28 protein-coding genes are annotated in these 25,731 nt (G+C 42.3%); 12 read left to right on the forward strand and 16 right to left on the reverse strand.

The genetic code is table 11. The features are described from left to right. Nucleotides 1-306: 306 nt before the first annotated feature. Nucleotides 307-1,773 (forward strand): polyphosphate:AMP phosphotransferase, encoded by a 1,467-nt coding sequence (pap, locus tag PseudUWO311_RS14250; protein ID WP_142655926.1) that lies wholly within the window; start codon nucleotides 307-309, stop codon nucleotides 1,771-1,773. Nucleotides 1,774-2,114: 341 nt separating this feature from the next. Next, nucleotides 2,115-2,927, forward strand: coding sequence for a response regulator (locus PseudUWO311_RS14255; RefSeq protein WP_142655927.1), 813 nt, complete (start codon nucleotides 2,115-2,117; stop codon nucleotides 2,925-2,927). 57 nt (nucleotides 2,928-2,984) lie between these two features. Here PseudUWO311_RS14255 and PseudUWO311_RS14260 read toward each other — a convergent pair whose 3' ends face one another. The 5 genes from PseudUWO311_RS14260 to PseudUWO311_RS14280 form a co-directional block, all read right to left on the reverse strand. Further along, nucleotides 2,985-4,010, reverse strand: coding sequence for a heme o synthase (locus PseudUWO311_RS14260; protein ID WP_142655928.1), 1,026 nt, complete (start codon nucleotides 4,008-4,010; stop codon nucleotides 2,985-2,987). A gap of 37 nt (nucleotides 4,011-4,047) precedes the next feature. Then, nucleotides 4,048-5,055, reverse strand: a complete 1,008-nt coding sequence (locus PseudUWO311_RS14265; RefSeq protein WP_142655929.1) for a COX15/CtaA family protein — start codon at nucleotides 5,053-5,055, stop codon at nucleotides 4,048-4,050. 313 nt (nucleotides 5,056-5,368) lie between these two features. Continuing rightward, on the reverse strand, nucleotides 5,369-5,965 hold the full coding sequence (locus tag PseudUWO311_RS14270; RefSeq protein WP_142655930.1) for a Spy/CpxP family protein refolding chaperone: 597 nt from the start codon (nucleotides 5,963-5,965) through the stop codon (nucleotides 5,369-5,371). Between the two features lie 16 nt (nucleotides 5,966-5,981). Beyond that, the gene (locus PseudUWO311_RS14275; RefSeq protein ID WP_142655931.1) at nucleotides 5,982-6,428 is read right to left on the reverse strand and encodes a hypothetical protein; all 447 of its coding nucleotides are present in this window, start codon (nucleotides 6,426-6,428) and stop codon (nucleotides 5,982-5,984) included. After that, nucleotides 6,425-7,036 (reverse strand): sigma-70 family RNA polymerase sigma factor, encoded by a 612-nt coding sequence (locus tag PseudUWO311_RS14280; RefSeq protein ID WP_142655932.1) that lies wholly within the window; start codon nucleotides 7,034-7,036, stop codon nucleotides 6,425-6,427. The genes PseudUWO311_RS14275 and PseudUWO311_RS14280 overlap by 4 nt, the downstream gene beginning before the upstream one ends. A 114-nt stretch (nucleotides 7,037-7,150) precedes the next feature. Between PseudUWO311_RS14280 and PseudUWO311_RS14285 the strand changes: the two genes are divergently transcribed. Both PseudUWO311_RS14285 and PseudUWO311_RS14290 read left to right on the forward strand, forming a co-directional pair. Next, entirely contained in the window at nucleotides 7,151-7,651 is a 501-nt protein-coding gene (locus tag PseudUWO311_RS14285; protein WP_142655933.1) for a DUF2993 domain-containing protein, read from the forward strand. A gap of 65 nt (nucleotides 7,652-7,716) precedes the next feature. Further along, a complete protein-coding gene (locus tag PseudUWO311_RS14290; RefSeq protein WP_142655934.1) occupies nucleotides 7,717-8,238 on the forward strand; it encodes a thermonuclease family protein in 522 nt (173 codons plus the stop codon). 36 nt (nucleotides 8,239-8,274) lie between these two features. Here PseudUWO311_RS14290 and rpsU read toward each other — a convergent pair whose 3' ends face one another. From rpsU to PseudUWO311_RS14325, 7 genes are all read right to left on the reverse strand, one after another. Further along, the gene (rpsU, locus tag PseudUWO311_RS14295; RefSeq protein WP_094532977.1) at nucleotides 8,275-8,466 is read right to left on the reverse strand and encodes a 30S ribosomal protein S21; all 192 of its coding nucleotides are present in this window, start codon (nucleotides 8,464-8,466) and stop codon (nucleotides 8,275-8,277) included. A 139-nt stretch (nucleotides 8,467-8,605) separates the two neighbouring features. After that, nucleotides 8,606-11,359: a bifunctional acetate--CoA ligase family protein/GNAT family N-acetyltransferase gene (locus tag PseudUWO311_RS14300; RefSeq protein ID WP_223807579.1), complete on the reverse strand. Its 2,754-nt coding sequence runs from the start codon at nucleotides 11,357-11,359 to the stop codon at nucleotides 8,606-8,608. 144 nt (nucleotides 11,360-11,503) lie between these two features. Beyond that, on the reverse strand, nucleotides 11,504-11,818 hold the full coding sequence (locus tag PseudUWO311_RS14305) for a hypothetical protein (RefSeq protein WP_142655935.1): 315 nt from the start codon (nucleotides 11,816-11,818) through the stop codon (nucleotides 11,504-11,506). Nucleotides 11,819-11,908: 90 nt separating this feature from the next. Then, nucleotides 11,909-12,712, reverse strand: a complete 804-nt coding sequence (locus PseudUWO311_RS14310; protein WP_142655936.1) for a GNAT family N-acetyltransferase — start codon at nucleotides 12,710-12,712, stop codon at nucleotides 11,909-11,911. Next, a complete protein-coding gene (locus PseudUWO311_RS14315) occupies nucleotides 12,709-13,833 on the reverse strand; it encodes a DUF3419 family protein (RefSeq protein WP_223807584.1) in 1,125 nt (374 codons plus the stop codon). Before PseudUWO311_RS14315 ends, PseudUWO311_RS14310 begins: the two co-directional genes overlap by 4 nt. Beyond that, complete coding sequence (locus tag PseudUWO311_RS14320) at nucleotides 13,796-14,530, reverse strand: iron-containing redox enzyme family protein (RefSeq protein WP_142655937.1); 735 nt, start codon at nucleotides 14,528-14,530, stop codon at nucleotides 13,796-13,798. Before PseudUWO311_RS14320 ends, PseudUWO311_RS14315 begins: the two co-directional genes overlap by 38 nt. 14 nt (nucleotides 14,531-14,544) lie before the next feature. Next, nucleotides 14,545-15,537, reverse strand: a complete 993-nt coding sequence (locus PseudUWO311_RS14325) for a fatty acid desaturase family protein (RefSeq protein ID WP_142655938.1) — start codon at nucleotides 15,535-15,537, stop codon at nucleotides 14,545-14,547. A gap of 228 nt (nucleotides 15,538-15,765) precedes the next feature. On the opposite strand from PseudUWO311_RS14325, the gene PseudUWO311_RS14330 reads away from it, so the two are divergent. From PseudUWO311_RS14330 to PseudUWO311_RS14340, 3 genes are read left to right on the forward strand one after another with little or no spacing between them, the layout of a single operon-like run. Then, the gene (locus PseudUWO311_RS14330; protein ID WP_142655939.1) at nucleotides 15,766-16,032 is read left to right on the forward strand and encodes a hypothetical protein; all 267 of its coding nucleotides are present in this window, start codon (nucleotides 15,766-15,768) and stop codon (nucleotides 16,030-16,032) included. A gap of 1 nt (nucleotide 16,033) precedes the next feature. After that, nucleotides 16,034-17,167, forward strand: coding sequence for a DUF4238 domain-containing protein (locus PseudUWO311_RS14335; RefSeq protein ID WP_142655940.1), 1,134 nt, complete (start codon nucleotides 16,034-16,036; stop codon nucleotides 17,165-17,167). Between the two features lie 38 nt (nucleotides 17,168-17,205). Next, on the forward strand, nucleotides 17,206-17,556 hold the full coding sequence (locus PseudUWO311_RS14340; protein WP_142655941.1) for a nucleotidyltransferase substrate binding protein: 351 nt from the start codon (nucleotides 17,206-17,208) through the stop codon (nucleotides 17,554-17,556). A 53-nt stretch (nucleotides 17,557-17,609) separates the two neighbouring features. Here the strand turns inward: PseudUWO311_RS14340 and gap are convergent, their stop codons facing one another. Continuing rightward, the gene (gene gap / locus PseudUWO311_RS14345; RefSeq protein WP_142655942.1) at nucleotides 17,610-18,635 is read right to left on the reverse strand and encodes a type I glyceraldehyde-3-phosphate dehydrogenase; all 1,026 of its coding nucleotides are present in this window, start codon (nucleotides 18,633-18,635) and stop codon (nucleotides 17,610-17,612) included. Nucleotides 18,636-18,717: 82 nt separating this feature from the next. On the opposite strand from gap, the gene PseudUWO311_RS24040 reads away from it, so the two are divergent. The 3 genes from PseudUWO311_RS24040 to PseudUWO311_RS14355 all read left to right on the forward strand — a co-directional run bounded on the left by PseudUWO311_RS24040 (nucleotide 18,718) and on the right by PseudUWO311_RS14355 (nucleotide 20,284). Then, the gene (locus PseudUWO311_RS24040; protein WP_190303504.1) at nucleotides 18,718-18,858 is read left to right on the forward strand and encodes a hypothetical protein; all 141 of its coding nucleotides are present in this window, start codon (nucleotides 18,718-18,720) and stop codon (nucleotides 18,856-18,858) included. Next, nucleotides 18,855-19,415, forward strand: a complete 561-nt coding sequence (locus PseudUWO311_RS14350; protein WP_142655943.1) for a hypothetical protein — start codon at nucleotides 18,855-18,857, stop codon at nucleotides 19,413-19,415. Before PseudUWO311_RS24040 ends, PseudUWO311_RS14350 begins: the two co-directional genes overlap by 4 nt. 116 nt (nucleotides 19,416-19,531) lie before the next feature. Beyond that, nucleotides 19,532-20,284 carry a DUF561 domain-containing protein gene (locus tag PseudUWO311_RS14355; RefSeq protein WP_142655944.1) on the forward strand — a complete coding sequence of 251 codons (753 nt, stop codon included), beginning with the start codon at nucleotides 19,532-19,534 and terminating at the stop codon, nucleotides 20,282-20,284. A gap of 82 nt (nucleotides 20,285-20,366) precedes the next feature. On the opposite strand, the gene PseudUWO311_RS14360 is transcribed toward PseudUWO311_RS14355, so the two are convergent. Beyond that, nucleotides 20,367-20,945: a TetR/AcrR family transcriptional regulator gene (locus tag PseudUWO311_RS14360; protein ID WP_142655945.1), complete on the reverse strand. Its 579-nt coding sequence runs from the start codon at nucleotides 20,943-20,945 to the stop codon at nucleotides 20,367-20,369. Nucleotides 20,946-20,993: 48 nt separating this feature from the next. Here PseudUWO311_RS14360 and PseudUWO311_RS14365 point away from each other — a divergent pair, with 48 nt between their 5' ends. Both PseudUWO311_RS14365 and nagA read left to right on the forward strand, forming a co-directional pair. Then, nucleotides 20,994-21,482 carry a hypothetical protein gene (locus PseudUWO311_RS14365; protein ID WP_142655946.1) on the forward strand — a complete coding sequence of 163 codons (489 nt, stop codon included), beginning with the start codon at nucleotides 20,994-20,996 and terminating at the stop codon, nucleotides 21,480-21,482. 113 nt (nucleotides 21,483-21,595) lie between these two features. After that, entirely contained in the window at nucleotides 21,596-22,642 is a 1,047-nt protein-coding gene (gene nagA, locus PseudUWO311_RS14370) for an N-acetylglucosamine-6-phosphate deacetylase (protein ID WP_142655947.1), read from the forward strand. A gap of 45 nt (nucleotides 22,643-22,687) precedes the next feature. On the opposite strand, the gene accD is transcribed toward nagA, so the two are convergent. Further along, entirely contained in the window at nucleotides 22,688-23,656 is a 969-nt protein-coding gene (gene accD, locus PseudUWO311_RS14375) for an acetyl-CoA carboxylase, carboxyltransferase subunit beta (protein ID WP_142655948.1), read from the reverse strand. 148 nt (nucleotides 23,657-23,804) lie between these two features. Next, nucleotides 23,805-25,664 (reverse strand): molecular chaperone DnaK, encoded by a 1,860-nt coding sequence (gene dnaK, locus PseudUWO311_RS14380; RefSeq protein WP_142655949.1) that lies wholly within the window; start codon nucleotides 25,662-25,664, stop codon nucleotides 23,805-23,807. Nucleotides 25,665-25,731 lie beyond the last annotated feature (67 nt).

Raw genomic sequence — 25,731 nt, forward strand, 5'->3', positions numbered from 1 at the left:
GTGACAGCCCCATAATACCAAATCAAAAAATGGCTATGCCATTTTTTGATTTAAAAGCTCTTACTGGTTTTGGTTTTCAGTTCACGAAAGTGTGACAACACTTTCGTGAATTAGTATAAAACATAAATCCTATGGGGCTTAATGAACAACAGTTACGATTTATATCATTCAATCTTTCTATTCCCAAATCTCACGCACAATTAAAGTGAGTGGGTCTATCAACTTCCTCTAAATAACAGCAGCGATGGCTCACGTCTGATTGCTATAGAGTTTTTTGGTATTTGATTGAGGATTGGTACTCATTCTATGTTTGAATCAGCTGAAATCGGGCATAAGCTCAATAAATTAGAGTATGAAGCTCAAGAGCCTTCTCTGCGTATTCAACTCTTAGAAGTTCAGGAAGATCTCAAAAATGCTTCCTTCCCAGTGATTATTTTGATAGGGGGAGTAGATGGTGCTGGTAAGGGAGAAACTGTTAATTTACTCCATGAGTGGATTGACCCACACTATCTCGAAACCCACGCTTTTGGAGCCGCATCCGATGAAGAGCGCGAGCGTCCAGAAGCTTGGAGATTTTGGCGAGTTCTCCCGCCGAAAGGACGAATCGGTATTCTATTTGGTTCATGGTATACGCGACCAATCATCGATTGCGTCTATGGCAAGACAAAGGTTGGAGATCTAGCCGTGGCACTGATGCAAATCAATGCTTTTGAGAAAGCGTTGGTGGATGATGGGGCACTGATCATTAAATTCTGGTTCCATCTCAGTAAAAAAGCACAATCTGAGCGCCTAAAATCGCTGATGAAAAATCCTGATACCCGCTGGCGAGTTACCGATTTGGATTGGCAACACTTCAAGCTTTACGATAAGTTTCGGCGCACTTCAGAACGAGCCATTCGCACCACAAGTACAGGTGAAGCTCCTTGGATTATCATTGAGGGAGCGGATAGGAGATATCGAAGCATTACAGTAGGGAAATATATCCTCGACTTAGTGTCTAAACGTATTGCCATAGACAATGCGAAGGCTATTAAAATAGCTCCATCTCCAGTTCAAACTAATAACTCCTTCACAATCCTAGACACTCTCAATCTAAAGCAAAGCCTGAGTGAAGAGGACTACAAGAGATTGCTGGAAAAATACCAAGGTCGTCTAAATTTACTATTCCGTCAAGGGAAGTCTTTGGGTCAATCAGTGATCCTTGTTTTTGAGGGATGGGATGCCGCAGGCAAAGGAGGACTAATCCGCCGTGTTACTTCAGCACTAGATGCGCGTGACTATCAGGTAATTCCTATCGCAGCGCCGACGGACGAAGAGCGATCGCATCATTATCTGTGGCGATTTTGGCGACATCTGCCACGATCGGGTCGGGTCACTATTTTTGATCGTAGTTGGTATGGAAGAGTTCTTGTAGAGAGAGTTGAGGGTTTTGCCTCAGAAGCAGAATGGATGCGAGCCTATAATGAAATCGTCAACTTTGAGCAACAACTTCATGAACATGGCACTTTACTGCTCAAGTTTTGGATTCATATTGATCCTGATGAGCAATTGCGCCGCTTCCAATTAAGGCAAGCAACTCCATATAAGCACTATAAAATCACTGATGAAGATTTTCGCAACCGAGCCAAATGGAATGAATATGAACTAGCTGCTAACGATATGATCGAGCGTACAAGCACTGAGTTCGCGCCTTGGTACTTGATTGAAGCAAATGACAAGAAGTTTGCCCGAATCAAGGTAATGAAGACATTGTGCGATCGCCTAAAAAAATAGATTTCCCCAAATTCGATTTACACACTTCCTAGTGAACGATCAGTGGTGTGGGGCAAAGCCGCACACCACTGATTTTTAATTTGCAAAAGTGTGACAACACTTCTGTAAAGTGAAAATCAAATCCTGTAAGGGTTACCAAAACACAAAAGTGTAGTCGGACTCTCAGAAATTGCTATAATTCTTTGATGATTATGACTTTTATGTACAGCGCTTTGCACTGATATAAAAGCCAGTGTTTTGGTTGACAAGGTTAATTTGGAACTTTTTTAGCCAGAATACTTTCCTACAGACTTTAACAAAGAGCCATAATCTCTAATCCTCTAAGAGGTCTGAATTGCTGTATGAGACATTATTTAATACAAAGTAATTCAAACAGCAACAATCAGGACTTGATTGGCGACCATGCATCTCGACTTGACTGGAAGAGTCTGATAGAGACAATTGCTATAAAGACTCAGCAATCTCTAGCCCTATCAACAATTTTGCAAACTACAGCAGATGCGGTGCAGCAAATATTGCGATGCGATCGCATATTCTTTTATCAGTTAGGTCTAGCAATTAGCAAGAGTTTAATCAGATTAATGGGTGGGAAGATTTGGGTAGAAAGCTTAGGTAATATCGGTGGAAACCCTCCTGAGGATTGGACTTCAGAATTAGCTCAAACTCAAGGCACAGCCTTTTATTTTACGGCTAACTTAAAAGTAGCTTCCGAGACTAAAACGATACCCCAAAAAACTTTAAGTAATCCCCAACTAGACGTGAAGATCGATCAATCTCAATATCAAATCCTGCTCGCAGAAGATAATCTTGTCAATCAAAAAGTAGCGGCAATGATGCTCAAAAAGCTGGGATATATTGCTGACATTGCTAATAATGGCTTAGAAGTATTACGAATGGTAGACATGCAAGTTTATGATCTCATTCTCATGGATATGCAAATGCCAGAAATGGATGGAGTTACGGCAACAAAGATTATTCGCCAATCTAACCAACCGCAACCTCGGATTATTGCCGTAACAGCTAATGCTTCAGCAGAAGATCGTCAATTGTGCTTTGATGCAGGAATGAATGATTTTGTGACTAAACCCCTTCTAATTCAAGAGATTAATCGCATCATTGCAGAATATTCCGAAACTAAGTCTAAAAAAAAGTAAGATAGGCAATGCACATCTTACTTTTTTATAAAAAACAGAAGTATAGCGTCTCTTTACTTATGGATTGAGAGTTGCAATAGTAGTTTGCAGTAAAGCGATCACTTGTTCTCCAGAAATATGTGCAACTGGCAAGCTATCAATTCCCATCGCTACACAAAGCAAACCTAAATAAAGAATCGAATATTTGAATACAGACCGAGCAACTGTGCGATCGCTGGGTTCTTTTAACAATTGGGTTGCTTTATAAATAAATGCACCGCCAAGACCAACAGCTGACGCTGCATAGACTAGACCCATGACATTGCAGGGATAAACTAGCAAAAGCGACACAGGAACCAACAATAAGGTGTAAAGCAAAATTTGATCGGCAGTAACTTCAGCGCCCTTGACAACAGGCAGCATCGGTACACCTACCTTGGCATATTCATCACGAATCATTAATGCTAAAGCCCAGAAATGGGGTGGTGTCCACACAAAAATAATCGCAAATAAAACCCAAGCCGCCCAACTTAGTTCACCAGTTACCGCGGCCCAACCAACTAGGGGTGGGATCGCACCTGCTGCGCCACCGATGACAATATTTTGAGTGCTGGAACGCTTAAGCCAAATCGTGTAAACGCCAACATAGGTAGCGATCCCTGACATTGCTAGGCAAGCAGCAAGAAGATTGGCATATACCGTCAATAAGGTAAAGGAAATAATTGCTAAGACGATCGCAAAAATCAGCGCATTAAGAGGTTGAATTCTGCCTGAGGGAATTGGTCTCCAGCTAGTACGCTCCATTTTGGCATCGATATCGCGATCGTATAGACAGTTAATTGCATTTGCCGAAGCTGCTGCGATCGCCCCTCCTAAAACTGTAATAAACATCAAAAATGTATCCACTTGTCCTTCAGAAGCAATCCACATCGCCCCTGCGGTGGTGATTAGCAGCAAGACTATAATTCGTGGTTTAGTTAGCTCTGTATAGTCTTGAATAATCTCTCGCCAGTTACGACTTGAAGATTTATTTGCTTTAGGAAAGATATTTTCCGCGATCGCTGTTTCTGAGATGTTCAATTCTTGAATTGCTGTTTCTTGCATTGCGCTTAACTCCTAAAATATTTCGCAGTTATTACAGTTAGCGAATCGCAGGTTGCGCTTGATTCTGTTCTTGGATTAAAGATTGGTCTTGACTATTGGCTCTAAATGCTAACACAGCAAAGCAAACAAGGGTTCCGAGCAATGCTGAACCTGTAGCTTGGTGAGCAATGGTGAGCTGTTCGACTTGTAGGTGTAGTTTATAAGTGCCATAGCCGATCGCTACCTGCAAAATTACTAACAAACCTGCGATCGTTGCCACCTTTCGTAGTACAGGGGCAATTTGTTTAGATAGCCATGCTGTAATCACTACCGCGATACTAGCAAGGGTAGCTGGGATCACACCAAGCAAGTGTGCATTCAAAACAATACACATATCCTGAGTAGCAAAGCATTGGTGCAGCGCCCATTGAGAGGCAACCAATGCACCGAGAATACTTTGTAAATAAACTAAAACTGCTGCTATCAAACCAAGCCAAGGTAGTTTTGATGACTTAATTCGCAAGTCATCAAAACTACCTTCTTGGTTAGTTAAAGCTGTGGCGATCGCAAGCAAACTAGAGAAAAATAATAACCCCGTCCCCAAGTGGGCTGTGACGATATCAAACCTTAATAATTGTGTTACCGTCAGTCCGCCTAAAATCCCCTGAAAAACTACCAGAGATAATGATCCTGATGTAGCCCAAGGTAGCCATTTCGGCAAAGATTTGCGGAAATACCAGCTTGCACTAAACAAAACAATTGTGGCAAATCCAACTGTAGAGGCAACTAGACGATGAAACCATTCTAAAAATACTTGCAGGTTCATTTGCTCTGCGGGCAATACCGATCCATAGCACAGGGGCCAATCGGGGCAAGCCAAGCCTGCATTCATCACGCGAGTTGCACTGCCGATCGCCATCACCATCCAAGTTGCGATCGCAATTGCAAAGGCAATGCGACGGATTAGAACAACTGGCTCTATAAATCGGTTTGTGCTACGAGAACTACTATTAATATTATTTTCAGCCGATTTTGCTGATTTGTAAGAAGATAAAGAGTCAGTCATGCAAGTTTATGAGGTTCAGGCTTTCTTCGTGAATCTTGATAAAACTCAACAGAAGTATTTGTAATAGCTAGAGATCATATTAAGAGCAGTTCTAGATTTGGTTTGGAGATTTAACAATTTCTTCGCGTTAGGTATTTACACTGATCTAAAAAACACTGCGTAGCGATGTTTTTAAATTTCATAGATTTGGGCGATCGCCTATAGCAATAAAAGCGATAGCTAGGACAAATCAAAACCCGAATAAAGAAAGGCGGCGCGAAGCGCCGCCTTTCTTTATTCGGGTTTTATGTCCTAATAAGTAAAACTTTCAAGGCTATAGATTGTCTAGACGTTTTTTGAGGCGGTTTTCAATACGGTCTTTCATGTTCTCTCTCGGATGATTTGGGCGATTTTTTTGCATGATTTCTTTGAGTTGCGATCGCTGTTGTGGAGTCAGAACTTCGCGCATGGCTAACATTCTCTCAAAATGTTGCTTGCGTAATTCTTGCTGAAGATTTAACGCTTGATTATGTTTTGCCCTAATGACATCACTGCTTTCAGACCCATCGAGTAAATCTCGTAATTCTGTATTTGCTTGACGGGATTGCTGAGCAAGCTCTCGAATACGAGTCAGATCGCGATCTCGAATTGACTTAAGCTTTTGTAATTGCTCAGTTGATAAATTTAATTGCTTGAGCATCCTACCTGATGGAATATCGCCGATTTCAGCGCGATCTGGACGATTGGATACTTGGGCTAATATTTCGGGTTCTGATTCAGGCTTGTTTTCAGGGATAGTTTGAGATTGTGCTTGAATTTGAGATTGCGCTGATTGCGACTGTAAGTTGGTATTACTAGCCCAAATAGCGCCACTGGCGGCAACTACGGTTGAAGCGATCGCGCAATATTGAAAAATTTTTGATTTAAACATAATAATCCTCGGCTATTTACTCATATTCAAGAGGTTCTAGTTCTCTCAAAAGCTGATTATCTGTGGAGTTAGTTGCAGTATTAACCTCTTGATAGGTCGTGTCATCGGTCATATTCCAACTACTAATCAGTGACTGCTCGATCTCAGCTTTTTCAGATTCGCTAATATTTGCCATTTGATACTGGGATCGGTTAGTTACCCAATTAAACGTAATCCCTGTAGCGATCACAACGGGAATCAATAAAGCCCAAGGCAACCAACGTCGTAAATTTGCGTTAGAAGATTTTGGCGATCTCTGTGGATATTTATTGATTTCAGCAAATAGCTGTTTCTCAAAATTTGGGTCTGGAGGAGGGGCGATCGGCTTATTTTGTCTGAGAAAAGACACTAAGGAGTCAACAGAATCTTCGCTAGGGCTTTCACCAAAACTTTCTGGAAAATCTTGAGCATATTTGTTTTTCATAACTCGACTCCTTGCGCTTCTAAAAACTTTTTGATGGCACTACGGGCATGAAATAACCGCGATTTCACCGTGCCGACAGGAATAGATAAAATTTCGGCGATATCTTTTTGAGGTAACTCCTCTAGATCATGCAGAACCAATACAGCGCGATGATCTTCACTTAGCTTTGCTAAACCGCGTTGCATTATGTCTTGATAATGCATTTGGGTTAAGCTCGGTTGCGAATCACTTTCACGGGAGATCGCATCGTCAGCAAGATTTTCTAATTGCTCATCTTCGACAGAGATATTTCGTGATCGCATTTTTGCCAAAGCTTTTCGGCGATCGCTTGCCACGTTAAAGGCAATTCGATAGAGCCAAGTCGAAAACTGAGCGGACTGCCGAAACTTAGATAGTCCTTTCCACGCCCGTAAAAACACATCCTGCACCAAATCATCTAGCCCATCGGAGCCACATAGCTGGTAGAGCGTTGAGCGCACCTTGTGATGATGACGTTGATACAGTTTTTTAAAACCATTGGGATCACCCTGCAAGCAAGCTTGCACAATCGCGAGATCGGGATCGGTCTGAGGTGATTCTCTGATATCTGTTTTTACCGCTCTGAACATCTATGGCGAACATCCGTATGAGCATCTATACTTAGTGAGGCAATATTGGCGGTTTTAACTTATTTTTAAGTTACTAGTTTTGACCGCCATAACCTTAAATAGGTTCAATTTACAATGTCTGCTGTTAGTTCTGTATTAATTCCTATTATTAAACTATGGTTGCGATCGCAGGTCGAGCATATCGAAACCATCGAAATTGCGATCGCTGGCAAAAGTCGTCAGATTTTAAGTGGTGACATTCCTAAAGCCACAGTCATCGGGGTGGGAGCCAAATATAAAGGCTTAGCGATCACCAATATTGATTTATGTGCCGAAGCTATTCATCTAAATATTTCCCAAATTATCAAGGGTGAGGCATTACGATTACTTGATCCCATCCACGTCACCATGGATGTAGAGCTTTCATCTGAAGATCTGCAAAGTTGCCTCAAGTCTCCGATTTTCTTAGAAGCGATCGCTACTGATACACCTCCCGTAGCCAAAAGCGATCAGGAGATTCATGCATTACTAGAAGCCCTCGTGCATAAACTCGGCGATGAATTTACACTCCATGAACTGGCGATCGCTGATGGCGGCGCAAAATGTCGTGGCGAATTCGCGATCGCCGCAACTTAAAGCCGAAAAAAGCCTGTGGCGGCGACAGCTATATGATTAATCTAATCCCTCCGTACTCCCCATAAATGTCCCTTGTCAATTTTGTAAATAAATTTCAGCAGTTTGTCTTGATTGTGGTCATCAACTTCGCATATATAGCGATCGCGACTCAGCCTACATGGGCAGCAGAATTTGCTGTGAGAGTTTTTGATGGAGACAATATCACCCTTGTTGATCGCGGTATAAAAACTAAAGTGCATCTTGCTTGCATTGATGCACCTGAATTATTGCAATTTGAGGGACAACATGCTCGCAAAGTGTTGCAAAATATTCTTGACGATGAAGAAGTTTATATAAAAGTTTTTAAAAAAGATAAGTTTGGGCGTTACACTGCCGAAGTTTTAGCGGGGGGACAAAATGCTAACAAAGTTATGGTGTCTCTGGGGCTAGCCCATTATGATCCCCTGCAAGAAAAAGACTGCCAAGGCTATGAAGAACTGGAAGCACAAGCGCAAAGCGATCGCCTAGGTGTATGGGCTAATGGTACTAATGTGGTGCTACCAAGCCAATTTCGACGGGAAAATAAATTATTAGGCGTTGGATATTAGCCATAAAAAAGGAGCGCAATGCGCTCCTTTTTTATATTAACTATCGCGACGGCGAAAACGACCTCTACGCTTAGCATTTTCAGCTTTACGCTTACGTTTTTCGCCTGCGGTCTCATGGTACTGACAGCGACGAATATCTGCTAGTAAGCCAGCTTTCTGGATTTTTTTCTTAAATCGACGCAGAGCCGATTCAATCCCTTCATTTTCACCAACGATTATTTGAGTCATGCTTATTTTGGTAGCAAAGTATTGTTCTTAATTATGCTGTAGTTTGGCGCATTTTAATTTAGGCGACGGGTATCTAGTTTAGCAAACCTAAACCCAGATTGTAAAGTCTTATTTTGTAAGCCGCAAATTTAAGTCGGCTTTACGGCACAAAAACAGCTTTTAACATTCCTTCTTCCTGATCTGGTTGCAACTGAAACCCTAATTCCCGACAGATACTTTGCATTGTGTGATTGCTACCAAGAATATAACCAATGATCGCACTAAGTTTTTCTTCCTTACCGATCTCAAGAAGTCTTCTTAATAACTCTGTGCCTAAGCCTTGATGTTGATAGCGATCGCTAACGATTAGCGCAAATTCGGCTTCGTTTGTACCATGTAACTTACTCAACCTTGCCACCGCCAAAATCTCATGCTCGGAAGTTTGCAGATTTTTAGAATCAGCGACTAAGAGCATTTCACGATCATAATCAATGAAGCAAATACGGGTTAAGCGCTCATGGGCAATACGCTGCTTGAGCTTAACCATATGCGCATAACGCAAATAGACACTCTCTTCTGAAAGCCCTTGATGGAACAGAACCATCAGTGGCTCATCTTCGGGACGAATCGGACGAATCGTGAGGAGATCGCCTTTTAGGGATTCCCAAGGCTGAACGTACTTAGAAGGATATGAACGAATTGCGGGAATTGGTCGCTCTGTAATATCTGCATTGTGCAATACTACTCGCGCATCTAGAGCAATCATGCCATCAGGCGAAACCATTAGAGGATTGATATCAATTTCGCGAATCTGGGGCTGTTCAACGATTAATTGGCTGAAGTTAACCAATAATTGCTCAAGCTTTGCTAGATCGATCGCCTTTCTGCCTCTGACTCCTTGCAAAGCTTGATAGATGCGAGTCTGTTCCATCATTCGTCGCGCAAGAGTTGTATTTAAAGGTGGCAAGGCTAAAGCGCGATCTTGAAAGATTTCTACGAGCTGACCACCCATGCCAAAGAGCATTACTGCGCCAAATTGAGGATCAAGACTGCTACCTAAGATCAATTCATAGCCATCTGTCTTGACCATTGGTTGCACAGTTACACCCAAAAAGGCTTGGGGGTTTATAGCTCGAACTTTGGATGCGATCGCCATAAAAGCGCGAGTAACGGCTGCTGCATCTTCGAGATTAAGACGCACACCACCAACATCAGTTTTGTGAGTGATAATCTCGGAATGGAGTTTAAGAACAACAGGATAACCGAAACGATCAGCGATTTCTACAGCTTCCAGATCGCTCTTAGCAATTTCGGTTGGTACAGTGGGAATACCATAGGCAGCAAGTAATTTTTTGGATTCATACTCAGTTAACAGACTGCAATCGCTACTGATGGCTGGCGCTAAAATCTTCTCGGCAAGAAGGCGATCAGGTGCGTATTGATCGGAATCCGTAGGCAAAGAAGGAGTTTCATAGATCCCCCGCAAATTGTAGGTATACCGCCACATATAGTTAAACAATCTGACGGCTGTATCGGGATAGGGATAGGTGGGAATATTAGCTTGATTGAGGATTTGCGTGCCTGCGGCAATTTCCGCACCGCCCATCCAACTTGTTAAAACTGGCTTGCCTAATTGACTATAAGCCTTGAGCTTTTCCGCAGTCTGTGTAGGGTTTGTCATTGCTTGCGGAGTCAAGATTACGAGTAATCCATCGCTATTGGGATCATTTGCCACAACCTCTAGGGTTTTAGCATAGCGATCGCTACTGGCATCGCCCAAAATATCAATGGGATTATGATGACTCCATTGGGGAGGCAAAAATTGATCTAGCTGCTGCAATGTTTCTGGAGCTAGTTCCGACAATTCACCACCGCCACTGATCAGGGCATCCGTTGCGATCGCCCCAGGCCCCCCAGCATTGGTGACAATTGACAGACGATTTCCCTTAGGTCTTGGTTGTTTGGCGAGAATTTCTGCCATATCAAATAGATCAGAGATTGTATGTACGCGCAATACCCCACAACGACGAAATGCTGCATTTAGCACTTCGTCACTACCTGTCAAAGCCCCAGTGTGTGAGGCAGCAGCTTTCGCCGCCGCTTCTGTATGTCCCACTTTCAATACAATGATTGGTTTATCCATGGCTACTTCACGAGCTGCCGATAGAAAGGCGTGAGCATCGCCAATTGATTCCATATATAAAACAATACTGTGGGTGTGGGGATCATCACCGAGATATTCAATCAAATCACCCCAGCCCACATCCAGCATTGAGCCGATGGAAACAAAGGCACTAAATCCCACATTTTCGCCAAGGCTCCAGTCTAAAATCGAAGTACAGAGCGCTCCACTTTGACTAATGAAAGCAACGTTCCCCGCACGAGCGATCGCTCCTGCAAATGTGGCATTTAGTCCCACCAGTGGATTCATGACCCCAAGACAATTCGGTCCAATAATTCGCATCCCCCCCCTTCTTGCTTCAGTGAGAACTTGTTGTTCTAACTCTGCTCCCGCCTCGCCAATTTCTTTGAACCCTGCCGAAACAATAATTGCTCCTTTTACCCCTACTGCCATGCATTCACGAATTAATTGAGGGACTGTCGCCGCAGGTGTTGCTATTACAACTAAATCCACGACTTCAGGAACACTAGCGATATCTGGATAAGATTTAATTCCCAGTACACTATGACGCTGAGGATTGACTGGAAAAACAGTACCCCCAAAGGGACTGCGAATTAAGTTCCAAAGCAATGTTCGTCCTACACTTCCTTCACGTTCACTTGCACCAATTACAGCAACAGAGCGAGGATGAAAAATACAGTCAAGGGGATGCCGCTGTCTTTTCCAAATATCATGTGCTGGATCTTCAGCACACATTTGATTTGTTAAATTATTTGTTGAAACTTTCTCCATGCCATTATCCTAAACCTAGATATCAATGTAATTTTCGCGATCAACAAATAGAAGTCAAGAAAAATCCCTACTCTCTTTCTTTGACTTAGGAGAAAGGGCTAGGAGATAAGGGATTTTCTTGAGTCATTTAAGGCATATTAAGTCTTAACTTACGATGAGAGCGATAAATATTGCCATTGCTGTGAGCAGAATAGCGAACACAACTTGAGATTTAGAGCGAAGTCGCTCTTCAGCAGTTGGAAGAGTAGGCTCTTCTATATACATTGGTGTCAGAATTGCATAGTTATTCAGTAGTCCCTGATCATCTACGGTATAACCGCTTGAGATGGGAACACTTGGATTGGGAATAGTTGCAAAAGTTGTTTCTGTAACTGCTTCTGGAACTTCTACGGAGGGTAGCTCACTGCTATCACTACGACTATCTGCTACCTTCATTTCTTTGCGATCGATGGTATACATATCGGTGATTCCTCACTGAATAGTTTTATCTTTTCACTCCATAATTATACCATTTTCTCTGGTGGCAGGATAAAAATAGACACTGACAAATCAAATATCGCTAGTTAGAATAAAGCGCCAATCACTTTCATCCATGCCATGACTGACCAAACTAGCGATCGCATTAGGAAATATATGCTGATTGGCAAGGGCGATCGCTAAGTCGTCACCTCTAGGCACACAGAACATATGGGTATATTCAGCCAAAGGGGTAGAAATCTCTGTTGGCAGGTGATCGCCCCACTGTACATGCAGTAATGGCAACATTTCTCCATTACTTTTTAGTTTTAAATCTTTAATACCTTTTAGAGAGAGATAAGAGATTTTACCGCGATATTTAATGAGTATCGGTTCTAGCGATCGCATTACTTCCGCATCGACACTATAGATACCCAATATAGACGAGCAGCGAAACCGCACCAGATTAAACTTCTCATAAACACGCACAAGACGATTAGGTTTACCATCACCTGCATTCATCGATATTGCATAACCGCGATCGCATTCTCCTATACAAACTGGTAAAGCATGATGCAAAAGCCTCATTGAAAGATGTTGCCGTTGATAGTCAGGATGAACTTTTAAATCGCAGAGATACCAAGCTAAACGTGCTGGTTGATTCTGACGGTAAGGCACTTGTCTTAATATTCCTGCGCCAACAGCAGCTATGCGATAGCCATCTAAAGCCGCAAAGTAATGTACATCGCCAAGGCGATCAAAAAAGGCAAAGTAATTATGACCATGATTGAGTTGAAAGAAATCCTTGCCCAATGGATAGAAAGCGGTTTTCTCAATCGCCTCAATTCCTGCCTGAAATAGTGAACGTTCTGCGAACTCAATACGATGAAACCTCATGACCGAAACCCTACGACAACTTCACGATAGAAAAAAGAGCGATCGCTGGCAAGCAATTCCTGACTAAGTGAGCGATCAATCGTAATATGTTCTGCCATGATTTCCGCTAAATAATGGTCGCCATTGAGCCTCCGCCCAATGACCGCACCGCCCGAATTCAGGCAATAGACTATCTCTTTCAACATTTGGTGAAGGCTGCTCAGAGGCATCCAGTCTGAGATATTAGAAAACTGAATCAGGTCGAATTTTTCTGATGTGGCGAGTTGCTGAAGGCAATCAACAAAAGCGCCCTGATGTAGCTGTAATCGCTCTGTTCCTAATCTGTGAATATCATTTTGAGCAGATGCTTGGAGGTAAAGAGGAACTCCCTCGCCTGTGAGATTTGACGTATAGCGATCGCCCCAGACTTGAGTCAAGAAATAATTCTCATTGGGGATAAATTGCTGTAAAGCTTGAGCAAATACATCGGCAAAATGCTCGCCAAAGCTGCGATCCATCGAGTAGTTAACGGCAGCTTCGCCAAAGGCTTGGATGAGTCGATCACGCTCAAATACCTGCTCAAAAATATCGCGCCATCGCGGATGTTGAACAGCAATTAATGGTTCTTGCAAAGGTTCGATTCCCATCTGAGCAAATTTTTCTGCAAGTTGACGAAATAGTTGTTCAAAGCGTCCGACTTGATTAACACCAAACCCAATCTGTTCGAGTCTTGCATCCCAAAAAGCTTTTGTACTCGCTGGTAAATTTGGGCTTAAGCTGGCGTAGATACTGAGCCGATCGTGATCGCTAATAGATTTATCTGCACCAATCAATCGCAATTGCTCATCTAAAGACAAATACAGTAAGGCATGGCGGCGTAGTTCGACGAGATGTAGTTGAGCAGGATTAAGATCTACCGCTTCGATTTTGGCGATCGCAGGGTTTGACAGCAAACTTAAGGCGGTGCAACCACCTGAAGCGACCAAAAGCACCCTTAATGGATTTTGCTGGCGCTTGGCTAACTCTTGGATTACGCGCAATTCAATCCGAGGATCTTCACGCACTTGCGAGAAGGCTATTTCTGAGGTGATTGCCGAACTGGAGTTACAAATCACGATATAAACTCCAGAAATAGTGAGCACCAAGCATTAAACCTTGCAATACTTGCCGACGAGTACGCAGATCTTCCCAACCTGCTTCTGCTAATGACAGCAAGTCTCTCGCATGTTCCGTATCCAGTTTTTCATGGAATGCATAGTGAGATTGACTACCCGCCGCTGTCCAACTTCGTTGATGTAAAGTTCGAGCGATCGCAGAGCTGATGCCGACATAGAGATGTTCGATCATACCGAGCATCGCTGCTCCCGATTCTCCTGCCTGCATTAGGCAATAGGTCAAAACCGATTGATTAAATGCTAGTACTGGCATCGTACATAGTGAATTTAGCTCACACTCAGTTGCGCCCAAAGCCCGCAGGTATTGCTGAAAAGTATATTTGTGCGATCGCCAGCGATCACCGTGACCATGCTCTTCAGTAATATTTGCTAGTAATGGTAAGCGTGTTTCTAAAGTTTCCGTTCGGGCTAACACCGCAGCTAAGGGCTGAGAAAAAGCTTCGACGGCAAAACGGAATGGAAGTTGGCTGCGTCGAAAAGAATCGCGATCGGTCATAGGATCTGCCATCCACAGCATATAGGGATGGTTATTAAAGTCATAAACCTTTCCTATCCACAATACTGCGGATTGCAGAGATGGCATCTCGCTCAAATCTGTGAGATCTAAGGTCGGATATTGCTGGACTCTCGAATTAGCGATCGGGTTTGCGATTAAAGTTTGCATATTCATTTCCAGCGTCAATTAATCACAACAGTACCGACGGGCTGACGCTTCAAGCTGGCGGCGATAAAATCTTGTACAAAAGAAAAATAAGAAGGAATGTATGGTGCTCCTTGTTGCATGAGATCTGACTTTAGCTCTTGATGAAGGCGCGGTAAATGATACCAAGGTACGGCGGGATAAAGATGATGCTCTAAATGATAATTTTCATTACACATAAAAAATCGCACCAAAGGAATCGTCAAAATCGTGCGAGTTCCGCGCACTAAATCAGCCTCATGTTCAAGCAATGTGTGCTGACTCATGCCGCGAATATTGACCATTGTATTAATCCACAGCATCGGAATCAACCAACCATGAATTAGGAATCCTGTAGGAATAGGCGATCGCAGCACCCCTATCACCAATAAGCCCAGCAAAGCTACTTCGATTGCAATCCATACTCGTTCAGATTTATTGCCCTGCCAAAAGCCAAGCATCGGAATCGCAATAATGTAAACAGGATAACCAATGATCAATCTACCCCAATGCATCAAAAATGTTAGCCAGTTCCATTTAGTGTAGTTCTTGTAATGATCGGGATCACCTTCTATACCTAAATGTTTGTGATGCTTGAGATGTAACACTTTGTACGCAGAGAAGTTTTGCCCAACGGGTAATGCACAAAAAATACTTAGCCATCGATTCCACTGAGAATTACGACTGAGGACTCCATGTACTCCTTCGTGTGTGAACAGACTAATACCATGTAAAGAAGCTGCCGCTAGTAAATACAGAGGTAAACAGAGAATGTATACCCAAGGTGTCGCGATCGCCTGTACCAATCTATACAACGCAAACACTGCTGCTAAGTACAAAGCAATAAAGATCGGCAAGCGTTGAGGATGCTGATCTAGACTATGCAATTGCTTGAGCAGTTCGGGATCTAGCTTTGGCTTTTCTATCTCTTCACGAGTCTTATCCTGCTCAGGGCTAAGATTTTCCTTGTCTGAGAATTGTTGTGTTTTCATAGACCTAAGGATTTCCACAAAAAAGGATTAAAATGAATTGCAATTATGAAATCTTATCTTTCATTCCTATTTTAATTGTGCGCGATCTAAGTTTACATAGTGGTGACTGTCATCACAGGCGATCGATGATATAAATGGGCGATCTCTTTTCTCATAAAATCAGCTAACCAAAAGCGCATCGCCTAATCTTGCAGCTAAAATGTGATGAGTGTCTTTTTCATATTTGCTATGAATACTCTAACTCCAACGCGGCAGCAGATTATTGAGGTAATTGATAACTTGCCAGAGGATGTTTTCTCTGAGCTTGTCAATCTTATTGGCTATCTTCGTTACAAGGCTGTTGAAACAAATGAAACAAAAACGAAGCCCCCTCACAACAGTTTTTTACTTTCAATCGTAGGATTGGGTGCTTCCACTGAAAAAGATGTTTCAGAGAGAGACGAAGAGATTTTAGCAAATGAAGTGAATCCGATTCGCGGTTGGAGTCTTCATTAAAATGTCTAATTCAAAAAAACAAGCTAATAAGCAAATAACAAAAAATCAACATTACGTTCCTAAATGTCTTCTCAAACATTTTAGTTGGAATGCAAACAAGGGGATATTGAAGATTAATATTTTTGATGTTGCCAGATCTACAGTTAGATATAATCAGGCAATTAAAGAGGTTTTTTCTCAGAACTATTTTTATGATAAAGATAACTCAATTGAAAATTTTATAGAGCGACAAATTGAAACTCCAGCTTCTGTAATAATAGACCAGATTGTTAGCGGAAACTTTGAGATAGTAAACGAAGATCCACTGACTCTTCTTAGATTTATCTCATCACTTTTATCTCGTACACTTGAAGCTAGAGAAGAGTTACTTTCATTTTTTAATAGCCATATTGAATCAATAGTAAGACAATTACTAGGATTAAATGGGTTTGATCCAGAAGAAGCAAGTAATGGACGTTTTGAGATTTATGATTTAAGTCAAGTGGCTTCCTTTAGCACAATTCAAGGAAGTGTAAATGCAATAATTTTTAGAGATTTAGCCTTTCATTTTGTTGTAAACGAAACTGAACTGGAATTTTATATCTCTGATCATCCAGTCTTTACATATAACTGGCTTTATCGAAACTTAGATCATCCAGCCATTACAAGTATAGCTGCAAGAGGCTTTCAAGCTTTTTTACCACTTTCTCCAACTCTGACACTCTGTTTATATGATCCGAAAGTATATAAGTATGGACAAAAAAATTTAGTGACTTATATTTCTAATGTCATAGATATCGATATTTTAAATTCATTTCAAATGATGAATGCAAATTCAATTATAGGATTTCATGCCAGAGAAAATGAAAACAACTTAAGATCTTTGTATGATCAAAATAAGCATATTAATATTCGTACATTTGAAAATAAATTTGTAAATATAACTGAAAGTTTAAATAGTCAAAAAGAAGAATCAATCAAAAGTAGGCATTTGGTTTTTGCTAAACAGACTAAGCTTAGACATATGCCATCTTTTGTAAAGATAAAGAGAAAATCTAATGCTTATGACTCATCTTTTCAAGAAAGAGATCCTGAACTTGTTGAAAAAGTTCAAATGATTTTTAAGCAACAAATTAATAAAATGATAAAAATTTAAATTTTATTGAACTGCATCATATCTAAAATAAACTCTATATGCATTTAGTATTAAGAAAAACAATTGAAGAAGATGTCCGATGGATACAGCGATTTTCTAACTTTGAGAGAGCATTCCTTTTATTTCAGGACTCACTCAAAACAGAACCGCTTTCCATTTTAGAAAGAGCAGGATTGATTCAGTTTTTTGAGATGACCTTTGAACTCTCTTGGAAATTGCTCAAGGACTATGAAGAAACAGAAGGCTTGATTGTCAAAACTCCTAAAGAAGCGATTAAACAAGCATTTCAGTCGGGACTTATCAGCAATGGACATGACTGGATCGATGCACTGCAAGATCGCAACCTGACATCCCATACCTATAACGAAGAAACGGCGATCGCTGTATAAGTAAAATTAAAAAGGCAAGGGTAATTCATGAATTACCCTTGCCTTTTCGGGATTTAGAGAATTCCTTCTTTTTGTGCCATTGATATCATCAAATCAACCACACGACAGGAATAACCCCACTCATTGTCATACCAAGAGACAACCTTAAAGAAGTTTGGATTTAGTTCCATACCTGCGCCAGCATCAAAGATACTTGATCGCGAATCTCCTCTAAAATCAGTTGAGACAACCTCCTCATCCGTATAGCCGAGAATGTCCTTTAATGAATCCTCTGATGCCGACTTCATTGCCGCACAGATTTCTTTGTAACTAGTGGCTTTCTCAGTCCTAAACGTCAAATCCACCACCGACACGTCAGGTGTCGGTACGCGCATAGCCATTCCCGTCAGCTTGCCTTTCAGTTCTGGAAGTACCAAAGCCACCGCCTTCGCCGCCCCTGTAGAAGCAGGAATGATGTTTTGACTAGCACCACGACCGCCGCGCCAGTCTTTTTTGCTTGGTCCGTCTACCGTTGGCTGAGTCGCTGTCATCGCGTGGATAGTCGTCATCAAGCCTTCTGCAATGCCGAAATTATCATTGAGAACCTTCGCGATCGGTGCTAAACAGTTGGTGGTGCAACTTGCATTAGAAACAATCAAATCAGTTTCAGGATTGAACTTAGTATGATTGACTCCAACTAGCAACGTGGGAACCTTTTCGGGATCTTTAGTGGGAGCAGTAATAATTACGCGCTTCGCACCAGCATTGATATGTGCGATCGCCCCAGCATAGTCAGTAAATAAGCCCGTGGACTCCACCACATAGTCGGCTTTTAGATCGCCCCAAGGCAATTCTGAAGGGTTGCGTATCGCAGAGCAAGGAACAAACCTTCCGTCAATCTCAATTCCGTCTGCGTGAGATGCGATCGCACCGTCATAGAGTCCATGAGTAGAGTCATGTTTGAGAAGATAAGCGAGGTTATCAGAAGGAACTAGATCATTGATTCCGACAATCTCGATTTCGGGATGCTTGGCAGCAACGCGAACCACTAATCGTCCAATTCTGCCAAATCCATTAATGCCAATTCTGAGTTTAGCCATATTTTGCTTATCCAGCCTACCTATAGTGCTTCGCGATCATGCTAACCCAAGTTCTATAGTCTAAAAACTCTAAAAACTTAATATGTCAGGGATTGAATATATAAATATGGCGATCCCCAGCACTGTTGTCAGGAATATATCAGCTTTTAGTCTTGAACAAAGAGGGATTTTTGGGTTTAAAGTTGGTGCATCTAAACTTGTTGAATTAGGGTTGCCTCTATGAGTTTTTTTTATAATGCTTACTTTCTGAAAACCCAACAGCCGATCACCAAAGTTCAAGAAAAACTTCCACAGCCTGAACAGATTCCTAATTCAGATTGGATTGTTTGCGATTTTGGCGATAGCTATGTTGATGGGACATTCGAGGAAGATACATATTTGACCCAAGAGCTTTCAGAAGAATTTGGTGAAGTAATTTTCATTGCGATTGATACAAGCAACGATCAATTAGATTATGAACATTCCCTAGATGGTGTAATTCTGAGGAAGTTGTCATGGCTTTCCGATGGTTGCCAATCGACTTGGATGTGCGTTGAAGGTGAGATAGAAGAATGGGAAAGAACTTCGATCTTTTCATTGGATAATTTAAACCGCACCAAGGAAATGATTCGCTACGATCGCCATTTACAATTACTGCCTGCTGCTGAGATGGAAGTTAAAGAACAGGAGTTACAGAATATTTGGCAGAATCCTCAATATTTACTTAATAGTCAACTGCCATTGGGTGATGCAACTCTAGGTATGGTAATTCAGCAACATTTCTTTGGTATCACCGAATAAAACCCAAAGAGTGTGAAGCGGCGCAAAGCTCAGCCTCACACTCTTTGGGTTTTATCCAAAATCGCGTTAAAGTAGTCCTACATCTAAATATTCAGTCTATTAGGATGACAAATTTTATGTCTCGTTTACCTCTTGCCTTGGCAACCGCCTTTGACCGCCGCAACGCTCTCAAAATTATTAGCGGTATCCAAAACTTCGATCGCAACTCCGTGAAAATGGTCGTGCAAGCAGCCGATCGCGGTGGTGCTACTTTTGTTGACATCGCGGCTGATGCTGAGCTAATTGCGATCGCTAAGGCTAATTGCTCTTTGCCTATTTGTGTATCGGCAGTTGAAGCCCATAAACTTGCAGAAGCTGTTGCTAATGGTGCAGATCTAGTTGAAATCGGTAACTACGATAGCTTCTATGCGCAAGGTCGGATTTTTACCGCCGATGAAATCATTGCTTTGACTGCCGAAACTAGAGCATTATTGCCTCATACCGTAATCTCGGTAACAGTTCCTCACACCTTGCCCCTAGATGAGCAAGTTACCCTCGCCGAGAAACTCGAAGCGATCGGTGCAGACATCATCCAAACTGAAGGCGGCACAAGCTCGGCTCCAACTCATGCAGGTATTCTTGGTGCAATTGAAAAAGCATCACCTACCCTTGCTGCTGCCCATGCCATCAGCCGCGCTGTATCAATCCCCGTAATGTGCGCTTCTGGATTGAGCAATATCACAGCACCGATGGCGATCGCATCAGGTGCTTCAGGTGTTGGTGTTGGTTCAGCAGTTAACCAATTAAATGACGTGGTTTCCATGATTGCGACTGTTCGCGCTCTTAGAGAAGCGATTAATAGCAATGTTGCTAATCAGGCGATCGTGTAATTAAATTTACCCATCAGCAACATTGACGAATCCAGAGGGGCGAACCTCGCCCCTCTGGATTTGTCCAATTCAGTACAAAAACTTATCTGATAAGCAAGCTTAGGGCGCGGCGGACATATGCTGTCCAAGATTCTGGGGTAGGTTGAAAGATCAAAGCATAAAGCATGATTCCACTCATCGTATCGAAAACCAACCCCGAATCTAAGTCTTGCGAAACTTCATTTCTAGATTTTGCCCGTTCGATGACAATATCAAAAGCTTCTCGGCGCGGCTGTAAGTACTTTGACCAATAAATCTGGGCAAACTCAGGATTACTTGAGGCACTGCTTATAATCATGGAAACGGCTTGTCGTCCCAATGGATTAAGAGAAATTTGAGCAGCTTTTTCAATGAGCGTATCAATATCACTTTCCAGTTTGCCCGTATCAGGAATTAGCACTTCTTCACGTATATTCTCAATAGCATCAGCTATCAACTCCGCTTTACCACTATATCGACGATAAATAGTTGTTTTGCCAACCCCTGCACGAGATGCGATCGCCTCAATACTTATTGCATCAAATCCAACTTCAGCCAACAGTGCTAAAGCAGATTGCAAGATAGCCTGATGTGATTTATCACTGCGAGGTCTTCCTAAAGATTTTTTACTAGCATCATTCATGGGTGTTATTATAATTTGCGAAACGATAGCGTATCGTAAATAAAGATCATGAATAAAAAACCTCTTTACAAAGATAAAAGTAGTATCCAAACTCTTCGCGAAGGTTTAGAGGAATATTACGCGATCAATCCCCATCTCACGCCTCCCGATAGTCAACCGCCTGAATTTGCCAAAATTCTGCTTGCCCATGATGCCGGGCATGTCATTTATGGCTGCGATACGGGTATGTATGATGAGCTAAAGATCTTGCCATTATTTTGGTGGACAAGTGAATGTACTTTTCAAAAATTCCGTGAAATGAGAAAAACGCCTGCTGTTGATGTGATGTACGATGACATGATTCAACAAAATGGGGTGCTTTGGCTCTATGGAAATATTTTGAGAGTTCTACCTCCACTCATGCCAGAAGTAATTTCAATTTGGTTTAAGACTCGTAACCGAAACAAACTATTGCCTTTTTTAGAATTTCATCCTTTGCTTGATCGCTCTCTACTTGATATCCGTCAAGAGTTCGATTTGCTTTCATTTATTAAATAAGACCAAATCGCCCTATTCAAGTTACCATAGCTAAAAAATTTCAAAATCCATACAATTTATTTGTCTTTCTCAAAGGATGATCGCCTTTAATTACCCTCTCCGTTGCAAATACCATGACAGGTTTACGTGTAATCATCTGTTCTACTCAAGGAGCTATCGATCTCCAAATTAATGGAGCATTAGGTATTTCCTTTAATGACTTAAATCGCGATCGCGCTTCACGCATACCAGAAATTTGCCAATTTTTATATCAACAAGGGCTAGACGGGTTCTTGCCTACACTTGTGACTACATCTATTGAGCAAACACATCGATCTCTACTTGTTCTGGCTAAAGCAATCTCCTATCAAACGCAAAATCCTAATCCTCTCGAAGCCAAAATTTTAGGCGTGCATCTTGAGGGACCATTTCTTCATCCTGACAAAAGGGGCGCACATCCACAGCAACATTTATTACCGCTGAATCTCGAAACCTTGCAGCAGGTATTAGGTGATTACACCAAAATTATTAAACTTGTTACCCTCGCGCCCGAACTAGATCCCACAGGCGAAACTATAAAATATCTACGCGATCGCAATATTACTGTCAGTTTAGGACACTCTACGGCTAATGCTGAGCAAACGAGAATAGCGATCGAGCAAGGTGCAACAATGCTCACTCATGCCTTTAATGCCATGCCAAGTTTGCTTCATCGTGATGTTGGTTTATTAGGCGAAGCAATTTTAAGCGATCGGGTTTGGTGCGGGTTAATTGCTGATGGCGTTCATGTTTCGCCACAGATGGTAAAACTGCTTTATCGAATGACAAACAAAGTTTTTCTAGTCAGCGATGCGCTTGCACCTCTTGGCTTAGCTGATGGCACTTATCCTTGGGACGATCGCCAGATTACGATTAAAAATGGCACAGCGCGATTGCCCGATGGCACGCTCTCAGGTACGACTCTGCCCCTGATTAAAGCCGTGAATAACCTGATCGAGTGGGGAGTTTGTGAACCAGAAAATGCAATTAAGTTAGCGATCGACGCTCCGCGTCTTGCCATCAACCTTGAGATACAGGCAGCCGCGCCTCAGAGACTTACTTGGTGTAGGTACTCTTTCTCTTACCATGTTCCGCCTCCCGCACAATCCGTCCGTCATTCGTTCGGCTGTGAAATTAACTAAGAACCGATTTTTGATTGGCGCGGCTTCGCCGCGCCAATCAAAAACTCATAAGCCTAGTGAACTATCAGACATAGCATGGGTGACCGACTTAGTAGCACCATTAAGATTTTGATTGGTAGCAATTAACTCTTGATGTTGATGCATTTTTAAAATCATCGCCAAACTTTGTTTCAGCTTTGTTCTTGGCACAACCGCATCTACAAAACCATGATCGAGCAAATATTCTGATGATTGGAAGCCATCAGGAATTTTTTGTTTGAGGGTCTGCTCGATGACTCGTCGCCCTGTAAACCCAATTAAAGCTTTAGGCTCAGCCAAAATAATATCGCCAAGCATCGCGAAACTAGCAGTCACACCGCCCGTAGTGGGATTGGTCAAAACAGGGATATAGAGCAAATTGGCTTGACGATGACGCTCCAGTGCTGCTGAAGTTTTAGCCATTTGCATCAAGCTCAAAATCCCCTCTTGCATCCGAGCTCCACCCGAAGCACAAAATATCAAAGCAGGAAAACGTTTTGCCGTAGCAGTCTCGAGCATACGGGTAATTTTTTCACCCACAACCGATCCCATACTGCCGCCCATAAAGCGAAAATCCATAACTGCCATTGCAGCGTCACAGCCATCGATCTTGCCAGTTCCAGTGATTACCCCATCGCTTAAACCAGTTTTTTGCTTATATTCTTTGATGCGATCAATATAAGGCTTACGATCTTTAAACCCTAGAGGATCGCAAGAAGTTAAGTCTGCGTCCATTTCTTGCCATGTGCCAGCATCAATTAACTGAGCTATGCGCTCATAGGCATTTACCTGATTGTGATGACCACATTCTGGGCAAACCATCAAATTGATTTTTAAATCCTTTACATAGGTTAAAGCGCCACAACTAGAACATTTGTGCCACAAACCGTCAGGAATTTCGCGTTCTTGAGAATTTTGATTTAGATTAGGAGTCTTGCGGTGATATGCTTCACCTGCACGGGAACGGGTTTCAGCAAACCAATCAAACAGTGACATAGCGGCTCACGGTTTACAGAACAAGCTTTAGTTGTCAATATTGACAGATGACAACTGTAGCCAAAAATACAAGTGTAACTTTGTCATCATACAGCGCTTTGCGATCGCAGTAAAACTGAAGGGCGATGTGTTACATCGCCCTTCAGTTTTATTCTAAGCTGTCGCCTGGTTTTTGTTTCACTCGTTCAACTTGAGAGTATTTCTCAACTGTTTGAGTTACTTCAAATAGGGATTGCTGTAACGGTTTAATTGCAGTTTGTAAGTCTTCATAGGTGGCTTCTTCAGCTTCATATAAATTCTTGAGAGCTTCCATGTTTTTTAGCGTAGGTTCGCGCAAACTTGAAGTGATGACCGAAGGTCCATTGTCTCTGAGGATTTCTTCAACTGTGCGAATTAAGTTAGATGCTTGGTTCCGCATATTCGCTAATTCACGGCGAGCCTCATCTTCTTCAGAATAGACTTCAGCTTCCATCCGCATTCTCTCAATTTCGCTAGGGCTCAATCCACCTGTGTTGGTGATGCTAATACTTTGCTCAACCCCAGTATCAATATCTCGCGCTGATACCTTGAGAATACCGTTAGCGTCAATATCAAAGGAAACCTCGATCTGCGGAATACCACGTGGTGCGGGACGAATGCCCTCTAGCTCAAATTTGCCAAGGCTTTTATTGTCCTTTACCATTGCCCGTTCACCTTGAAGCACATGGATTTCTACTGCTGATTGGTTGTCAACGGCGGTGGAGAAAATCTGGGACTTGCTAGTAGGGATGGTGGTATTACGTTCTAGGTTTTTGGTAAATACACCACCTTGAGTTTCTAGTCCGATTGAAAGGGGAATTACGTCTAGTAGTAAGAGATCCTTAACCTCGCCGCCTAAGATCCCCGCTTGCACAGCAGCGCCGATCGCTACGGCTTCGTCAGGGTTAACTGACTGATCTGGCTTTTTGCCATCAAAAAATCTGGAGATTGCATCTTGTACCGAAGGAATACGGGTGGAGCCACCAACTAAAATAATCCGATTTATTTCTTTCGGTAATAACCCAGCATCTTTGAGAGCTTGAGCCGTAGGTTCGAGTGTTGATTTGACTAAAGGTGCCGTAATCTCATCAAATTTAGAGCGGGTAAAATCTAGTTCAATGGTCTTTGGACCAGTTGCATCTGATGCAATAAATGGCAAGCTAATTAGGGTTGAAGGAGCGCTAGAAAGCTCGATTTTGGCTTTTTCAGCGGCTTCTTTGAGTCGCTGCAAAGCGGTTTTATCGGCTGCTAAGTCAATTCCTTCTTTTTGTTTAAAGTCAGCAACTAGCCAATCCACGATCATCGCATCAAAGTCATCACCACCAAGGTGATTATTACCTGATGTTGCCTTAACTTCAAAAATACCATCGCCAAGTTGGAGCACGGACACATCAAACGTACCGCCGCCAAGGTCAAACACTAGAACAATCTGATCTTGATCTTGCTTGTCCAACCCATAGGCGAGAGCCGCTGCTGTAGGTTCATTGACAATCCGCAGAACCTCCATGCCCGAAATAGCCCCAGCGTCTTTTGTTGCTTGGCGCTGAGTATCAGTGAAATAAGCGGGTACGGTAATAACCGCTTGAGTCACTTCTTCGCCTAGATAGTTCTCGGCATCTTGCTTGAGTTTTTGCAAGATCATCGCCGAAATTTCTTGGGGAGTGTAGGAGCGATCGCCAATCTGGACATCTACGGTATTATCTTTACCCTTGACCGCAGTATAAGGAACGCGACTGCGCTCCTGTTCAGTCTCATCCCAGCTACGACCAATAAACCGCTTAATACTGTAAACCGTATTTACTGAGTTGGTAACAGATTGGCGCTTAGCAACCTGCCCAACAATCCGTTCGCTGCTGTCTTTGACAAAAGCGACAATACTAGGTGTGGTTCGCCCTCCCTCTGCACTAGAGATGACAACAGGTTTACCACCCTCTAAAACAGAAACACAACTGTTCGTCGTACCAAGGTCGATCCCAATTACTTTCGACATATTCGCCAGTTCCGTTAAAAGCTTTTTTAAAGTTTAGCTTAATGAATTTCTGAATAATGTACCCTAA

The sequence above is a fragment of the Pseudanabaena sp. UWO311 genome, assembly GCF_006937785.1.
In the GTDB taxonomy this organism is placed as follows: Bacteria; Cyanobacteriota; Cyanobacteriia; order Pseudanabaenales; family Pseudanabaenaceae; genus Pseudanabaena.

Excerpts from the sequence above, each read along its gene's own strand:
- pap (WP_142655926.1), top strand. The coding sequence starts at position 307 with ATGTTTGAATCAGCTGAAATCGGGCATAAGCTCAATAAATTAGAGTAT.
- PseudUWO311_RS14255 (WP_142655927.1), top strand. The coding sequence starts at position 2,115 with ATGAGACATTATTTAATACAAAGTAATTCAAACAGCAACAATCAGGAC.
- PseudUWO311_RS14260 (WP_142655928.1), bottom strand. The coding sequence starts at position 4,010 with ATGCAAGAAACAGCAATTCAAGAATTGAACATCTCAGAAACAGCGATC.
- PseudUWO311_RS14265 (WP_142655929.1), bottom strand. The coding sequence starts at position 5,055 with ATGACTGACTCTTTATCTTCTTACAAATCAGCAAAATCGGCTGAAAAT.
- PseudUWO311_RS14270 (WP_142655930.1), bottom strand. The coding sequence starts at position 5,965 with ATGTTTAAATCAAAAATTTTTCAATATTGCGCGATCGCTTCAACCGTA.
- PseudUWO311_RS14275 (WP_142655931.1), bottom strand. The coding sequence starts at position 6,428 with ATGAAAAACAAATATGCTCAAGATTTTCCAGAAAGTTTTGGTGAAAGC.
- PseudUWO311_RS14280 (WP_142655932.1), bottom strand. The coding sequence starts at position 7,036 with ATGTTCAGAGCGGTAAAAACAGATATCAGAGAATCACCTCAGACCGAT.
- PseudUWO311_RS14285 (WP_142655933.1), top strand. The coding sequence starts at position 7,151 with ATGTCTGCTGTTAGTTCTGTATTAATTCCTATTATTAAACTATGGTTG.
- PseudUWO311_RS14290 (WP_142655934.1), top strand. The coding sequence starts at position 7,717 with ATGTCCCTTGTCAATTTTGTAAATAAATTTCAGCAGTTTGTCTTGATT.
- rpsU (WP_094532977.1), bottom strand. The coding sequence starts at position 8,466 with ATGACTCAAATAATCGTTGGTGAAAATGAAGGGATTGAATCGGCTCTG.
- PseudUWO311_RS14300 (WP_223807579.1), bottom strand. The coding sequence starts at position 11,359 with ATGGAGAAAGTTTCAACAAATAATTTAACAAATCAAATGTGTGCTGAA.
- PseudUWO311_RS14305 (WP_142655935.1), bottom strand. The coding sequence starts at position 11,818 with ATGTATACCATCGATCGCAAAGAAATGAAGGTAGCAGATAGTCGTAGT.
- PseudUWO311_RS14310 (WP_142655936.1), bottom strand. The coding sequence starts at position 12,712 with ATGAGGTTTCATCGTATTGAGTTCGCAGAACGTTCACTATTTCAGGCA.
- PseudUWO311_RS14320 (WP_142655937.1), bottom strand. The coding sequence starts at position 14,530 with ATGCAAACTTTAATCGCAAACCCGATCGCTAATTCGAGAGTCCAGCAA.
- PseudUWO311_RS14325 (WP_142655938.1), bottom strand. The coding sequence starts at position 15,537 with ATGAAAACACAACAATTCTCAGACAAGGAAAATCTTAGCCCTGAGCAG.
- PseudUWO311_RS14330 (WP_142655939.1), top strand. The coding sequence starts at position 15,766 with ATGAATACTCTAACTCCAACGCGGCAGCAGATTATTGAGGTAATTGAT.
- PseudUWO311_RS14335 (WP_142655940.1), top strand. The coding sequence starts at position 16,034 with ATGTCTAATTCAAAAAAACAAGCTAATAAGCAAATAACAAAAAATCAA.
- PseudUWO311_RS14340 (WP_142655941.1), top strand. The coding sequence starts at position 17,206 with ATGCATTTAGTATTAAGAAAAACAATTGAAGAAGATGTCCGATGGATA.
- gap (WP_142655942.1), bottom strand. The coding sequence starts at position 18,635 with ATGGCTAAACTCAGAATTGGCATTAATGGATTTGGCAGAATTGGACGA.
- PseudUWO311_RS24040 (WP_190303504.1), top strand. The coding sequence starts at position 18,718 with ATGTCAGGGATTGAATATATAAATATGGCGATCCCCAGCACTGTTGTC.
- PseudUWO311_RS14350 (WP_142655943.1), top strand. The coding sequence starts at position 18,855 with ATGAGTTTTTTTTATAATGCTTACTTTCTGAAAACCCAACAGCCGATC.
- PseudUWO311_RS14355 (WP_142655944.1), top strand. The coding sequence starts at position 19,532 with ATGTCTCGTTTACCTCTTGCCTTGGCAACCGCCTTTGACCGCCGCAAC.
- PseudUWO311_RS14360 (WP_142655945.1), bottom strand. The coding sequence starts at position 20,945 with ATGAATGATGCTAGTAAAAAATCTTTAGGAAGACCTCGCAGTGATAAA.
- PseudUWO311_RS14365 (WP_142655946.1), top strand. The coding sequence starts at position 20,994 with ATGAATAAAAAACCTCTTTACAAAGATAAAAGTAGTATCCAAACTCTT.
- nagA (WP_142655947.1), top strand. The coding sequence starts at position 21,596 with ATGACAGGTTTACGTGTAATCATCTGTTCTACTCAAGGAGCTATCGAT.
- accD (WP_142655948.1), bottom strand. The coding sequence starts at position 23,656 with ATGTCACTGTTTGATTGGTTTGCTGAAACCCGTTCCCGTGCAGGTGAA.
- dnaK (WP_142655949.1), bottom strand. The coding sequence starts at position 25,664 with ATGTCGAAAGTAATTGGGATCGACCTTGGTACGACGAACAGTTGTGTT.